This is a genomic window from Streptococcus sp. 20925_1_44 (genome assembly GCF_041432435.1).
GTDB lineage: Bacteria > Bacillota > Bacilli > Lactobacillales > Streptococcaceae > Streptococcus > Streptococcus infantis.
The window spans coordinates 66,783-80,191 of sequence record NZ_JAPVZQ010000002.1 but is presented as its reverse complement, the minus strand read 5'-3'; the positions used below and the strand labels follow the sequence as shown (position 1 = coordinate 80,191).

13 protein-coding genes are annotated in these 13,409 nt (G+C 41.9%); 12 read left to right on the top strand and 1 reads right to left on the bottom strand.

The features are described from left to right. Positions 1-108: 108 nt before the first annotated feature. Complete coding sequence (gene brnQ / locus O3643_RS03200; protein ID WP_371499816.1) at positions 109-1,434, top strand: branched-chain amino acid transport system II carrier protein; 1,326 nt, start codon at positions 109-111, stop codon at positions 1,432-1,434. Positions 1,435-1,472: 38 nt separating this feature from the next. Here the strand turns inward: brnQ and O3643_RS03195 are convergent, their stop codons facing one another. Continuing rightward, a complete protein-coding gene (locus O3643_RS03195) occupies positions 1,473-2,009 on the bottom strand; it encodes a DUF1307 domain-containing protein (protein WP_371500088.1) in 537 nt (178 codons plus the stop codon). Positions 2,010-2,120: 111 nt separating this feature from the next. On the opposite strand from O3643_RS03195, the gene O3643_RS03190 reads away from it, so the two are divergent. The 11 genes from O3643_RS03190 (at position 2,121) to O3643_RS03140 (ending at position 13,372) form a co-directional block, all read left to right on the top strand. After that, positions 2,121-3,179: a M42 family metallopeptidase gene (locus O3643_RS03190; RefSeq protein WP_371499814.1), complete on the top strand. Its 1,059-nt coding sequence runs from the start codon at positions 2,121-2,123 to the stop codon at positions 3,177-3,179. A gap of 1 nt (position 3,180) precedes the next feature. After that, positions 3,181-3,651, top strand: a complete 471-nt coding sequence (locus O3643_RS03185) for an HIT family protein (protein WP_371499812.1) — start codon at positions 3,181-3,183, stop codon at positions 3,649-3,651. 3 nt (positions 3,652-3,654) lie between these two features. Next, entirely contained in the window at positions 3,655-4,371 is a 717-nt protein-coding gene (gene ldcB, locus O3643_RS03180; RefSeq protein ID WP_371499810.1) for an LD-carboxypeptidase LdcB/DacB, read from the top strand. 277 nt (positions 4,372-4,648) lie between these two features. Further along, positions 4,649-5,695 (top strand): phenylalanine--tRNA ligase subunit alpha, encoded by a 1,047-nt coding sequence (gene pheS / locus O3643_RS03175; RefSeq protein ID WP_371499808.1) that lies wholly within the window; start codon positions 4,649-4,651, stop codon positions 5,693-5,695. Positions 5,696-5,825: 130 nt separating this feature from the next. Next, positions 5,826-8,231, top strand: a complete 2,406-nt coding sequence (gene pheT, locus O3643_RS03170; RefSeq protein WP_371499806.1) for a phenylalanine--tRNA ligase subunit beta — start codon at positions 5,826-5,828, stop codon at positions 8,229-8,231. A gap of 195 nt (positions 8,232-8,426) precedes the next feature. Beyond that, positions 8,427-9,320 (top strand): ABC transporter ATP-binding protein, encoded by an 894-nt coding sequence (locus O3643_RS03165; RefSeq protein WP_371499804.1) that lies wholly within the window; start codon positions 8,427-8,429, stop codon positions 9,318-9,320. Beyond that, the gene (locus O3643_RS03160; protein WP_371499802.1) at positions 9,317-10,516 is read left to right on the top strand and encodes an ABC transporter permease; all 1,200 of its coding nucleotides are present in this window, start codon (positions 9,317-9,319) and stop codon (positions 10,514-10,516) included. Before O3643_RS03165 ends, O3643_RS03160 begins: the two co-directional genes overlap by 4 nt. 104 nt (positions 10,517-10,620) lie before the next feature. Beyond that, positions 10,621-10,749 carry a glutamyl-tRNA amidotransferase gene (locus O3643_RS03155; RefSeq protein ID WP_371499800.1) on the top strand — a complete coding sequence of 43 codons (129 nt, stop codon included), beginning with the start codon at positions 10,621-10,623 and terminating at the stop codon, positions 10,747-10,749. A gap of 221 nt (positions 10,750-10,970) precedes the next feature. Continuing rightward, the gene (locus O3643_RS03150) at positions 10,971-11,546 is read left to right on the top strand and encodes a TetR family transcriptional regulator (RefSeq protein ID WP_371499798.1); all 576 of its coding nucleotides are present in this window, start codon (positions 10,971-10,973) and stop codon (positions 11,544-11,546) included. Beyond that, positions 11,543-12,223 (top strand): ABC transporter ATP-binding protein, encoded by a 681-nt coding sequence (locus tag O3643_RS03145; protein ID WP_371499796.1) that lies wholly within the window; start codon positions 11,543-11,545, stop codon positions 12,221-12,223. Before O3643_RS03150 ends, O3643_RS03145 begins: the two co-directional genes overlap by 4 nt. Positions 12,224-12,226: 3 nt before the next feature. Next, complete coding sequence (locus tag O3643_RS03140; protein WP_371499794.1) at positions 12,227-13,372, top strand: FtsX-like permease family protein; 1,146 nt, start codon at positions 12,227-12,229, stop codon at positions 13,370-13,372. Positions 13,373-13,409 lie beyond the last annotated feature (37 nt).

The window sequence follows — 13,409 nt, the reverse complement described above, 5'->3', positions numbered from 1 at the left end:
CTAAAAATCAGAAAATTGAAAACATTTTAAAATTATTCCGAGATAGCCTTTTCAAGCCTTTAATCATGTTATACTAAGAAAGTATTTTATTTTTTATAAGGAGAGTTTATGGCTAAAAAAGGTGCTTTAACAGGATTACTCCTGTTTGGAATATTTTTTGGTGCGGGTAATTTGATTTTCCCCCCTACCCTAGGTGCTCAATCTGGGGAACACTTTCTCCCTGCCATTGCAGGATTTGTACTTTCAGGTGTTGGACTTGCCGTCTTGACCTTGATTATCGGAACCTTAAATCCTAAGGGATATATCTATGAGATTTCTACAAAGATTTCTCCTTGGTTTGCAACGATTTATCTAGCAGTTTTGTACTTGTCGATTGGTCCATTCTTTGCCATTCCACGTACTGCAACAACTTCTTATGCAGTAGGGATTAGTCCCCTCTTGGCAGATGCTGACAAAGGTCTAGGCTTGATTGCCTTTACCCTTATCTACTTTGTTGCAGCATTCTTAATCGCGCTTAATCCTTCAAAGATTTTGGATCGTATCGGTCGTGTTTTGACACCAGTTTTTGCCCTCTTAATTATCATCTTGGTAATCCTTGGAGCCCTCAAATATGGTGGAAATGCTCCACAAGCAGCTACAGCAGCTTATCAAGCTTCAGCATTTGGAGCAGGATTCCTTGAAGGATATAATACTCTAGATGCTCTCGCATCTGTTGCCTTTAGTGTAATCGCGGTTGAAACCTTGAAACAACTTGGATTTTCGAGTAAGAAAGAGTACATCTCAACCATTTGGGTAGTCGGAATTGTCGTAGCGCTTGGCTTTAGTGCTCTATACATTGGCCTAGGTTTCCTTGGAAATCACTTCCCAATGACAGAAGAAGCGATGAAGGGTGGAACTCCAGGGGTTTATATCTTGTCACAAGCGACCCAAGAAATCTTTGGTTCAACAGCTCAATTATTCCTAGCAGCCATGGTAACAGTAACTTGCTTCACAACGACTGTAGGTTTGATTGTTTCAACTGCTGAATTCTTTAACGGACGTTTCCCACAACTCAGCTATAAGGTTTATGCGACTGTCTTTACCTTGATTGGTTTTGCCATTGCCAACCTTGGTCTTGATGCAATCATCAAATATTCTATCCCTGTCCTAGTTATCTTGTATCCAATTACCATTGTGATTGTTATGATTGTGATTGTGAACAAATTTGTACCACTTTCAAAACCAGGCATGCAAATGACGATGGGTCTTGTTACAGCTATTGCCGTAGCTAGTGTCTTGGGAAGTTCATTTGAAGTGACTTTCCTTGCCAATATTGTGAATGCTCTACCATTTGCTAAGGCTTCATTGCCATGGTTAGTACCAGCGATCATTGGGATTTTACTTTCCCTTGTTCTTCCAAATAAGCAAAAGAGTGAAGCTTTTGAGATGGAATAAAAAAAATCTTGGCTTATGCCAAGGTTTTTTTATTACTCTTAGTTCGTTTTTTCAGTATATCCAAGGCCCTCAAGCATCTTTTTAGTTTTTGAAAAACTCACACGTTTTCCAGCTCCTGAATATTCATTAGGCATTGCTTTTTTCATCTCATCAAGATTGACTACAGTCATGTCAATGACCATGGTATGGATGACTTTTCCATCTTTGAATTCGATATTTTGTGTAACACCTTTGATTCCCTCATACCCTTTATAAGTTTTCACGATAAGTTCTTTAAGCTCATCAGCGCTCTTATTGAGTATCTCAGGTTCAAAAACATTATAAACTTCTTGTTTCATAACGTCATCACCCTCAACAGTATATGTCAAGGTAGAATGTCTTCCTGGATTACTGTCATGAACAAAGACTACAGTTTTTGATTCAGCTTTCTTTTCTGTAGTTTCAGCTTCAGTCGTTTTTACCTCAGTTGTCTCTGCTTTTGAGGAGTTAGAAGTTATTGATGATTGTTTAGAACATCCCAACAAGAATGCCAACGGTAAGGCTAAGAGAAGCGTCATTTTGAAATATCTGTTCATATTTTTTCCTTTCATCATAAGAACTTTTTTCATTATATCATAAAATACTTTTGCAATCAAAGTATATTCGTTTTTCCTTTTTACACATACTAAAATGGGAAAAGTGATATAATGGTAGAAAGAGGTGAAGAAATGAATCAAACTGTAGAATATATCAAAGAACTAACTGCTATCGCATCGCCAACAGGTTTTACACGTGAAATTACGAATTATTTGGTTGAGACTCTTGAAAAACTAGGTTATCAACCAATCCGTACTGCCAAAGGTGGTGTCAATGTTACTGTCAAAGGTAAAAATGACGAGCAACAGCGTTATGTGACCGCTCATGTGGATACCTTGGGAGCTATCGTTCGCGCTGTTAAACCAGATGGTCGTCTTAAAATGGACCGTATTGGTGGCTACCCTTGGAATATGATTGAAGGAGAAAACTGTACAGTTCATGTGGCTAGTACAGGTAAGACTATTTCAGGTACCATTTTGATCCACCAGACTTCTTGTCATGTATACAAGGACGCTGGCACTGCTGAACGCACGCAGGACAATATGGAAGTGCGTTTGGACGAAAAAGTGACCAATGAAAAAGAAACACGCGCACTTGGTATTGAGGTTGGTGACTTTATCAGCTTTGACCCACGAACTGTCGTAACTGAGACAGGCTTTATCAAATCGCGTCATTTGGATGATAAGGTCAGTGCAGCTATCCTTCTAAATCTCCTTAAAGTCTATAAGGAAGAGGGGGTTGAACTTCCTGTCACCACCCATTTTGCTTTTTCAGTCTTTGAAGAAGTGGGCCATGGTGCTAACTCAAGTATCCCAAGTCAAGTTGTCGAATATCTAGCAGTAGATATGGGAGCAATGGGAGATGACCAGCAGACGGATGAGTACACAGTGTCAATCTGTGTCAAAGATGCTTCAGGTCCTTATCACTACGAATTCCGTCAACATCTGGTTGCCTTGGCAAAAGAGCAGGATATTCCATTTAAACTCGATATCTATCCATTTTACGGTTCAGACGCTTCTGCAGCTATGTCAGCTGGAGCAGAAGTCAAACATGCCCTTCTCGGAGCGGGTATCGAGTCTAGTCACTCTTATGAGCGGACTCATATTGATTCTGTTCTTGCTACTGAGCGTATGGTGGACGCATATCTTAAGAGTGGATTGGTAGACTAAGATGTGCTTGATTTGCCAACGAATTGAATGGATTAAGTCAGGGGAAAATCCTTACTTTGTGAAGGAACTGGAAACAGGCTATGTTGTCATTGGAGATCACCAGTATTTTGAAGGCTACACTTTATTCCTAGCAAAAGAACATGTCACAGAATTACACCATATGGATACTCCTGTCAAACTACGATTTTTAGAGGAAATGAGCTTGGTCCAAGAAGCTGCCTCTAAGGCTTTTTCTGCTCAAAAGATGAATGTAGAGTTGTTGGGAAACGGTGATGCACATGCCCACTGGCATATTTTTCCAAGACGAGAGGGTGATATGAAGGGACACGGTCTTAATGGTCGTGGTCCAGTTTGGTGGGTTCCTTGGGAAGAAATGGTCGCTGAAGAATATCAGGTTAAGGGAAGCAAATTAGAAGGTTTGGTTGAAACCTTATCTGAAACTTTGGACCAAATGATAGAAATGAAAGGATAAACAATGAAAAAAAGATACCTTGTATTATCAGGATTGCTGGCCTTGACATTGGCAGCTTGTTCGCAAGAAAAGCCAGCGACTTCAGAAACGCAGACTTCAACTGAAGAAAAAACCGTCCAAGAAGGGACTGTCGGTAGTAAATCTCAGGAAGCAAGCCAGAAAAAGGCAGAAGTAGTTAATAAGGGAGATTACTATAGCGTTCAAGGGAAGTACGATGAGATTGTTATCGCTAATAAGCATTATCCCTTGTCTAAGGACTATAATCCTGGAGAAAATCCTACAGCAAAGGCGGAGTTGTTGAAGCTTATTGCTGCTATGCAGGAAGCAGGTTTCCCAATCAGCGACCACTATAGTGGTTTCAGAAGTTATGAAACTCAAACTCAACTTTATCAGGACTATGTCAACAAAGACGGAAAGGCAGAGGCTGACCGCTATTCTGCACGACCTGGATATAGTGAACACCAAACTGGACTAGCATTTGACCTTATCGGTACAGATGGTGATTTGGTGACAGAAGAAAAAGCTGCCCAATGGCTTTTAGATCATGCTGCTGACTATGGTTTTGTCGTTCGCTATCTCAAAGGTAAGGAAAAAGAAACAGGCTATATGGCTGAAGAATGGCACCTTCGCTACGTCGGAAAAGAAGCCAAGGAAATCGCTGCAAGTGGTCTCAGCTTGGAAGAGTATTACGGCTTTGAAGGTGGGGACTATGTTGATTAGTCGCAAAATATCTTGCAAGAATGCTTGAAATTTGATAAAATGAATAGTAATTAAATAGGAATCTGCAAGACTAGTATCTCAGGGGAAGTATATCAGGGAGGAGAGCCGTGACTGAAAGCTCTCTATATGAAAGCTGGGTGAATTCACTTGCCTATGGATTCAGAAATAAAGGTCTGACTTGTCAGATAAAAACGGATGGTACCGCGTGTCAACGCTCCGAGTGGAGTTTTTGGCATGTGGTTTTCTTTTTATCTTACGAGAGACTGATGGAGGAATTATGTCAACTATTGAAGAACAATTAAAAGCGCTTCGTGAAGAAACGCTAGCTAGCTTGAAGCAGATTTCTGCTGAAAATGAAAAAGAGCTGCAAGAATTGCGCGTCTCTGTCCTTGGTAAAAAAGGATCCCTTACTGAAATCCTGAAAGGGATGAAGGATGTATCAGCAGAAATGCGCCCTGTTATCGGGAAACACGTCAATGAAGCGCGTGATGTTTTGACAGCTGCATTTGAAGAATCAGCTAAGCTCTTGGAAGAAAAGAAAGTTGAAGCTCAACTAGCAAGTGAGAGCATTGATGTTACGCTTCCAGGTCGTCCAGTTGCGACTGGTCACCGTCACATCCTCACACAAACTAGTGAGGAAATTGAAGACATCTTCATCGGGATGGGTTACCAAGTAGTGGATGGTTTTGAAGTGGAGCAAGACTACTACAACTTTGAACGTATGAACCTTCCAAAAGATCACCCAGCTCGTGATATGCAGGATACTTTCTACATCACAGAAGAAATCTTGCTCCGTACCCACACATCTCCTGTTCAGGCGCGTGCGATGGATGCCCATGATTTTTCAAAAGGTCCTTTGAAGATGATCTCACCAGGACGTGTATTCCGTCGTGATACAGACGATGCAACCCACAGTCACCAATTCCACCAAATCGAAGGTTTGGTTGTAGGGAAAAATATCTCTATGGCTGACCTTCAAGGAACGCTTCAGTTGATTGTGCAAAAAATGTTTGGTAAAGAACGTCAAATCCGTTTGCGTCCATCATATTTCCCATTCACTGAGCCATCTGTTGAGGTCGATGTTTCATGCTTCAAGTGTGGCGGAGAAGGCTGTAACGTATGTAAGAAGACCGGTTGGATCGAGATTATGGGTGCCGGTATGGTTCACCCACGCGTGCTTGAAATGAGTGGCATTGATTCAACAGTCTATTCAGGATTCGCCTTTGGTCTTGGTCAAGAGCGTGTCGCTATGCTTCGTTACGGAATCAACGATATCCGTGGATTCTACCAAGGCGATGTCCGATTCTCAGAACAGTTTAAATAAGAAGAAAACCTGAAATACAGTCCTATACAGTTCTAGTCATTTCCTCTCGCTGAAAAATGATAAGAGCTAACTCGAAGAAAAAGAAAGGAATTGAAAAGGTCTCGCTGATCGGGATCTTATGCTCAGAATTATGTTAGTATCATATAAATGGTTAAAAGAATTGGTGGACATTGATGTACCATCACAAGAGTTGGCTGAAAAAATGTCAACCACAGGGATCGAAGTAGAAGGTGTGGAATCACCTGCTGCTGGTCTCTCAAAAATTGTCGTCGGAGAAGTCTTGTCTTGCGAAGATGTGCCAGAAACACACTTGCATGTCTGCCAAGTCAATGTGGGTGAAGAAGAAGCCCGTCAAATCGTCTGTGGAGCACCAAATGTGCGTGCAGGCATCAAGGTGATGGTGGCTCTTCCAGGAGCTCGCATCGCTGACAACTACAAAATCAAAAAAGGGAAAATCCGTGGTTTGGAATCTCTCGGAATGATCTGTTCACTTGGTGAATTAGGGATTTCTGACTCCGTTGTACCAAAGGAATTTGCAGATGGCATCCAAATCTTGCCTCAAGATGCCGTTCCAGGGGATGAAGTCTTCTCATACCTAGACTTGGATGATGAAATCATCGAGCTTTCTATCACACCTAACCGTGCAGACGCTCTTTCTATGCGTGGGGTAGCGTACGAAGTAGCAGCGATCTACGACAAGGCAGTCAACTTTAAAGAATTTGCTCTTTCAGAAACAGACCAAGCTGCAGCGGATGCTCTTTCTGTCAGCATTGACACAGACAAGGCTCCTTACTATGCTGCTCGTATTTTGGACAATGTGACTATCGCACCAAGTCCACAATGGTTGCAAAACCTCCTCATGAACGAAGGCATCCGTCCTATTAACAATGTGGTTGACGTAACCAACTATATCTTGCTTTACTTTGGTCAACCGATGCATGCCTTTGACTTGGATACCTTTGAAGGGACTGACATCCGTGTACGTGAAGCACGTGCTGGTGAGAAATTAGTGACCTTGGACGGGGAAGAGCGTGAGTTGGTAGCAACTGATTTAGTGATTACTGTTGCTGACAAACCAGTAGCTCTTGCAGGTGTCATGGGTGGACAAGCTACAGAAATCTCTGAAAAATCTACTCGTGTCGTCCTTGAAGCTGCTGTCTTCAATGGCAAATCTATCCGAAAGACAAGTGGTCGTCTCAACCTTCGTTCTGAATCATCTTCTCGCTTTGAAAAAGGCATCAACGTGGCGACTGTCAATGAAGCCCTTGATGCGGCAGCCAGCATGATTGCAGAGCTTGCAGGTGCAACCGTTCGTAAGGGCATTGTTTCAGCAGGCCAACTTGATACTTCAGATGTAGAAGTTTCTTCCACTCTTGCAGACGTCAACCGTGTCCTTGGTACAGAGCTTTCCTACGCCGATGTAGAAGATGTCTTCCGTCGTCTTGGATTTGGCCTTTCTGGAAATGCTGACAGCTTCACAGTAAGCGTTCCTCGTCGCCGTTGGGATATCACTATCGAAGCGGATCTATTTGAAGAAATCGCACGTATCTATGGCTATGACCGCTTGCCAACTAGTCTTCCAAAAGACGATGGGACAGCAGGTGAGTTGACTGCGACTCAAAAACTCCGTCGTCAAGTTCGGACTATTGCTGAAGGAGCAGGTTTGACTGAAATCATTACCTATGCTCTGACAACTCCTGAAAAAGCCGTTGAGTTTACGACTGCCCCAAGTAACTTAACGGAGCTCATGTGGCCAATGACTGTGGACCGTTCTGTTCTCCGTCAAAATATGGTTTCAGGTATCCTTGATACAGTTGCCTACAACGTAGCACGTAAGAATAAAGACTTGGCTCTTTATGAGATTGGAAAAGTTTTTGAACAAACAGGTAATCCAAAAGAAGACTTGCCAAATGAAATCAACAGTTTCGCCTTTGCTTTGACTGGTTTAGTCGCTGAAAAAGACTTCCAAACTGCAGCAACACCAGTTGATTTCTTCTACGCTAAGGGAATCTTGGAAGCTCTATTTGCTCGCTTGGGTCTTGAAGTGACTTATACAGCAACCTCTGAAATCGCTAGCCTTCACCCAGGACGTACAGCCTTGATCTCACTAGGGGACCAAGTAGTCGGTTTCCTCGGTCAAGTGCACCCTGTTACAGCTAAAGCATACGATATTCCAGAAACTTATGTGGCAGAGCTTAACCTTTCAGCTATTGAAGAAGCCCTTCAACCAGCAGCAGCCTTTGTGGAAATTACTAAATTCCCAGCAGTCAGCCGTGATATCGCTCTTCTCCTCAAAGCAGAAGTGACTCACCAAGAGGTGGTTGATGCCATCCAAGCTGCAGGCGTGAAACGTTTGACAGACATCAAACTCTTTGACGTCTTCTCAGGTGAAAAACTAGGACTTGGCATGAAGTCCATGGCTTATAGCTTGACCTTCCAAAATCCAGAAGATAGCTTGACCGACGAAGAAGTCTCACGCTATATGGAAAAAATCCAAGCATCACTCGAAGAAAAAGTGCATGCAGAAGTGCGTTAACAGTTAAAATCCATCCTGAGGGATGGATTTTTTTGTCTTTGTAAATGACGAATATTGGAAAGAAAAATGAAGTTGAATCTTCTTCGTTTTGATATAAAAAATGCCTAGTAAATTCTACTAATAAAAATGTACATAAATCCTTGTAATGACTAAAAAAAGGAGTATAATGAGGGTAAGATTAGTAGGAGGTGGATTATGTTAGAAGTCCGCAATCTTGAAAAAAGCTTTGGCCCTAAGCAAGTCTTGTTTGGCGTTGATTTTCAAGCTCAGCCTGGAAGAATTTTAGGTCTAGTTGGAAAAAATGGAGCTGGGAAAACAACCATTTTTCACAGTATTTTGAAATTTTTGGATTATCAAGGAGAAATTCAGTTTGATGGCCAGGAAATTCGTCAGGAAACCTATGCTCGGATTGGCTATCTACCCGAAGAACGTAGTCTCATGCCTAAGTTGACAGTTCTAGAGCAGGTTCGTTACCTAGCCATGTTAAAAGGCATGGATGCCAAAGAAGTCAAAGAAAAACTCCCTCAATGGATGGGGAAACTGGAAGTCAAGGGGAAATTGACAGACAAGATTAAGAGTCTCTCAAAAGGGAATCAACAGAAGATTCAGCTGATCATTACTTTAATGCATGAACCAGATCTGATCATTCTAGATGAACCTTTTAGTGGTCTGGATCCAGTCAATACTGAATTGCTCAAGCAGGTTATCCTCAAAGAAAAAGAACGTGGTGCAACCATTATCTTTTCAGACCACGTCATGACCAATGTCGAAGAGCTATGTGATGATATCCTTATGATTCGTGATGGGCGTGTTGTCTTGCATGGACCAGTCCAAGATGTTCGTAATCAATACGGCAAAACGCGACTCTTTGTTGCAAGTGAAAAGAGTCAGGAAGACTTGGAAAAACTCCCACATGTCACACATGCTAGCTTGACCAAGCAGGGGATTTGGAAGCTCATCCTAGATGATGAAAATGCTGGACAGGAGCTCTTTGCTATCTTGACTCAAGGACACTATATCGCGACCTTTGACCAGCAAGCTCCGACAATAGATGAAATCTTTAAACTAGAATCAGGGGTGGAAGTATGAGAAATATGTTGGTTGTAATCAAAGAAACTTATTTTCGTCATGTCAAATCCTGGAGTTTCTTCTTTATGGTAATCTCGCCTTTTCTCTTTATCGGCTTGTCTGGCGGGATTGGCTATCTCCAAGGTTCCTCTCTAGCTCAGAATAATAAGGTGGCAGTAGTTAGTTCGGTACCTGCTATAACAGAGAGTCTTAAATCGACTAATGGCATTAATTTTGACTATAAGGATGAAGCAAGCGCACAAGAAGCCATCAAGGATGAAAAAATAAAAGGTTATTTGACCATTGTCCAAGAAGATAGTGTCCTCAAGGCAGTCTATCACGGTGAAATCTCACTTGAAAGTGGTATAAAGTTAGCTGTGACAACTAAGTTGAATGAGCTCCAATACCAACTCAATCGTTCGGAGGCACATTTATCTCAGGAACAGGAACAGCACTTGGCACAAACGATTCAATTCTCAGAGCAGATTGATGAATCTAAGGAAAGTAAAAAGATGGTCCAAACCTTTGCGGCTGCAGGACTGGGTTTCTTCCTCTATATGATCTTGATTACTTATGCCAGTGTCACTGCTCAAGAGGTAGCCAGTGAAAAAGGGACAAAAATTATGGAAGTGGTCTTCTCAAGTATTCGTGCTAGTCACTACTTTTACGCACGTATGATTGCCTTACTTCTTGTCATTTTGACTCATATTGGTATTTATGTTGTAGGCGGACTTGGAGCTATCTTATTCTTTAAGGATATGCCTTTCTTGGCTAATTCAGGTATTCTGAGCCACTTGGGAGAAGCCTTTTCGGTCAATACCTTGTTGTTTGTATTGGTCAGTCTCTTTATGTATGTGGTCTTAGCAGCCTTCTTAGGTTCTATGGTTTCTCGACCTGAAGACTCTGGTAAGGCCTTGTCCCCTTTGATGATTTTGATAATAGCTGGTTTTGTTGGCGTTACTGCCCTAGGAGCTTCTGGGGATAATTTGATTTTGAAAATTGGGTCTTATATCCCATTCATTTCAACCTTCTTTATGCCTTTCAGAGCTATTAATGGTTATGCAAATAGCATCGAGGCTTGGATCTCTCTTGCAATAACAGTTGTATTTGCCGTAACTGCAACCGCCTTTATCGGACGTATGTATGCCAGCCTAGTTCTCCAAACAGATGATTTAGGTATCTGGAAAACCTTCAAACGAGCTTTAAGCTATCACTAAAAGAGACACCTTCAGTGAATACTGGAGGTGTTTTTGTTTTACGAATTCATTGCTGTCTGGTCTTCTTTACTTTATAATGAAAAAAGAATGAAAAGGAGAAGGACATGAACTATATGGATGTTGCTGAAAATGAGCATTTGTTAATCATTGTCTTTAGGATGATGCTAATCAGCCAGATGAGTGAAGATGAGGTGGAGGCGGCCTTGTCGATTGGCATCAATACCTTGACCTAACGGATATCTATGGCTATGGCTAGTGTGAGGTTCTGCTGGGTAAAGTTTTCAAGCGCCGTTCGAATCTTCGGGACTAGATTTAGTATACCAGACGTCACTTGTATCAGTGGGCTGGTTTTTTTGTTATATGCTTTACAGATTTTTCTTGACAAGTTTTCTTTGTTATGGTAATATTTTAGGCAACAAGTGTTGCGCAACAAACGTTGCACGAAAGGAGTCTTATGCCACCCAAGGTTAAATTTAGTAAAGAGGCTATGATTGGGACAGCTTTACAATTGGTGAGAGAAGAGGGAATAGCTAGTTTGACGGCTCGAGCATTAGCGGAAAAACTGGGAGCCACACCAAGAGTCATTTTTGGGCAATTTGTAAATATGGCTGAGTTACAAGCAGAGGTTATTGTTGCTGCGGAAATGGTCGTGGTGGAGTATATTCGCAAGGCCTTAGAAGATGAGAAGCCTTTTCGATCTGTCGGGGTTGCTTATATCCTGTTTGCCTCAAAAGAGCCCCAACTTTTTCAATTGCTTTTCCAAAATCCTAGCAAAGATCCGATTCGTCGCTTTCAAGATTTTCTTCCCATGAAGGATCATAGTTACCAATTGGTTCTGGATTCGATTGTCGCAGACTATCCTTTGACGCTAGAGGAGGCTAGTCGCCTGTACCAGCATCTATTCATCTACTCACACGGCATGGCCTCTATGGTTGCTTCTGGTATTTATCAGTTCAGCATGGAAGAAGTGATTGGTTTATTGACAGAAGTTTGTCAATCTCTCATCAAAGAAATGGTAGCAAAGAAATGATTCAACTAGAAAATGTATACAAAGGCTACGGACAAACAAAGGTCTTAAAAGGGATTGATCTACAGATTCAAGACCAGGATGATGTGGTTATACTAGGTCCTTCTGGATCAGGAAAGTCAACCCTCTTAAACGTGTTATCCGGATTAGAAAAGGTAGATGAGGGGCATATTCTCATTCAAGGACAGGATTTGTCTCAACTCACAGATGCTCAATTAACAGCCTTTAGACGTGATAAGATTGCCTTTATTTTTCAGCAGTATTATTTATTGCCGAATCTCACGGTTAGACAAAATGTTAAGATGGGAGCTGACCTGGCAGACAATCATGATTTTTTGCAGATTATCGAGGATTTGGGGCTTGGCGATAAGCTGGACAAGTATCCGAGTGAATTGTCTGGCGGCGAACAGCAGAGAGTATCTATTGCTCGTGCCTTAGCCAAAAAGCCAGAGATTCTTTTCTTAGATGAGCCGACGGGAGCCCTGGATGAAGAAACAGGTCGCAAGATTCTCGACTATATCTGGAAGTTGAAGGAAAAGCTAGGCTTTACTCTAATCATGGTGACGCACAACCAAAATATTGCGGATATGGCCAGAACCATCATTCGTGTCAATAGTGGCAAGATTACCCAAGTTGTGACCAACGATCAGCCTCAGACTGCCTATGAGATTGGATGGTAAGCCATGTTTTCAGTAAAAGATATTCGAAAATTAGTTGTCGTCAGTATCATTGGGGCTTGTGCGGTTTTTGTGGCCAATCTCTTCTTGAATTTTTATCTTGATATCGAGCAGTTGGAGATTTCTAAAACCAATCCGATGATTCAGACCTACTATGATGCCCTGGTTTCGCTATCTTGGATGGTGGCCATGGTCAGTGGGGTTGTCTTGTCTTTGACGTCGATCCTTCTCATGTGTTTTTATATCAAACAATTTGTCGATGACCACAAGGAACAATTAGGGATTTTAAAGGCTTTGGGCTATAGCAATGGCCAGTTGGCGAAACGATTTTGGGTTTTTGGGCTCAGTTTTGGAGTTGGAGCGCTTTTTGGCTATTTCGCTTCTTTTCTTATGATGGGTCATTTTTATGACTTTCGCAATGAGAAGGGGATTTTGCCAGACATTACCATTCATTTTCACTGGCAGCTCTTGGTCGCTTTAGTGATACTGCCAACGACTTTCTTTATGGTTCTTGCGATTGGCTATGCTAGAAGAAAACTACAAACGCCGGCCCTTCGCCTATTGAAAAAATCCCCAACACCGATTAAGGTCAAAAGGAAAAAAAGTGCTCCTAAGAAAGAAAAATCCTTCCTAAAAGAGCTGTCTTCGTCACTAATTTGGGGGAGAAAATCAATCCTGTTTTTTGTAGTCTTTGGCTCCATGTGTTTCGCGGCCATGGTTCAATTGTCCTTTGGTCTAAGGGACTACACAGATGAGATCATCCAAAGCATGATGATCATGATTGGTTTGATCCTTTCTTTCTCGATCCTCTTTTTGTCATTGGGAATTGTGGTCTCAGAAAGTCGTGAAACCTTGGCCCTCATGAAGGCTTTTGGCTACACAGATCGTGAATGCCAAAGTCATATTCTCGCTCCCTATCGTTTGTGGGCCTATCTAGGCTTTTGCCTTGGGACGGCTTATCAATACGGTATCATGGAAATCTTGATTGGTGTGATCAAAGACACCGTTCCTGAAAAGATTGAGCATAACTTTGATTGGAATGTCTGCCTTTGGACCTTGCTCGGTTTTGCTGTGGTTTATGAAAGTCTCTTTTATCTATCCAACAGAAAACTCCAAAAACAAACCATCAAAGAAGTGCTCTTAGCTGAATAAATAGAAAAGGTTGGCTTACCCAGCCTTTTTCTTTTGA

What these genes read in the sequence shown, in the direction of transcription:
- brnQ (WP_371499816.1), top strand. Translation starts at nt 109, where the DNA reads ATGGCTAAAAAAGGTGCTTTAACAGGATTACTCCTGTTTGGAATATTT.
- O3643_RS03195 (WP_371500088.1), bottom strand. Translation starts at nt 2,009, where the DNA reads ATGAACAGATATTTCAAAATGACGCTTCTCTTAGCCTTACCGTTGGCA.
- O3643_RS03190 (WP_371499814.1), top strand. Translation starts at nt 2,121, where the DNA reads ATGGTAGAAAGAGGTGAAGAAATGAATCAAACTGTAGAATATATCAAA.
- O3643_RS03185 (WP_371499812.1), top strand. Translation starts at nt 3,181, where the DNA reads ATGTGCTTGATTTGCCAACGAATTGAATGGATTAAGTCAGGGGAAAAT.
- ldcB (WP_371499810.1), top strand. Translation starts at nt 3,655, where the DNA reads ATGAAAAAAAGATACCTTGTATTATCAGGATTGCTGGCCTTGACATTG.
- pheS (WP_371499808.1), top strand. Translation starts at nt 4,649, where the DNA reads ATGTCAACTATTGAAGAACAATTAAAAGCGCTTCGTGAAGAAACGCTA.
- pheT (WP_371499806.1), top strand. Translation starts at nt 5,826, where the DNA reads ATGTTAGTATCATATAAATGGTTAAAAGAATTGGTGGACATTGATGTA.
- O3643_RS03165 (WP_371499804.1), top strand. Translation starts at nt 8,427, where the DNA reads ATGTTAGAAGTCCGCAATCTTGAAAAAAGCTTTGGCCCTAAGCAAGTC.
- O3643_RS03160 (WP_371499802.1), top strand. Translation starts at nt 9,317, where the DNA reads ATGAGAAATATGTTGGTTGTAATCAAAGAAACTTATTTTCGTCATGTC.
- O3643_RS03155 (WP_371499800.1), top strand. Translation starts at nt 10,621, where the DNA reads ATGAACTATATGGATGTTGCTGAAAATGAGCATTTGTTAATCATTGTC.
- O3643_RS03150 (WP_371499798.1), top strand. Translation starts at nt 10,971, where the DNA reads ATGCCACCCAAGGTTAAATTTAGTAAAGAGGCTATGATTGGGACAGCT.
- O3643_RS03145 (WP_371499796.1), top strand. Translation starts at nt 11,543, where the DNA reads ATGATTCAACTAGAAAATGTATACAAAGGCTACGGACAAACAAAGGTC.
- O3643_RS03140 (WP_371499794.1), top strand. Translation starts at nt 12,227, where the DNA reads ATGTTTTCAGTAAAAGATATTCGAAAATTAGTTGTCGTCAGTATCATT.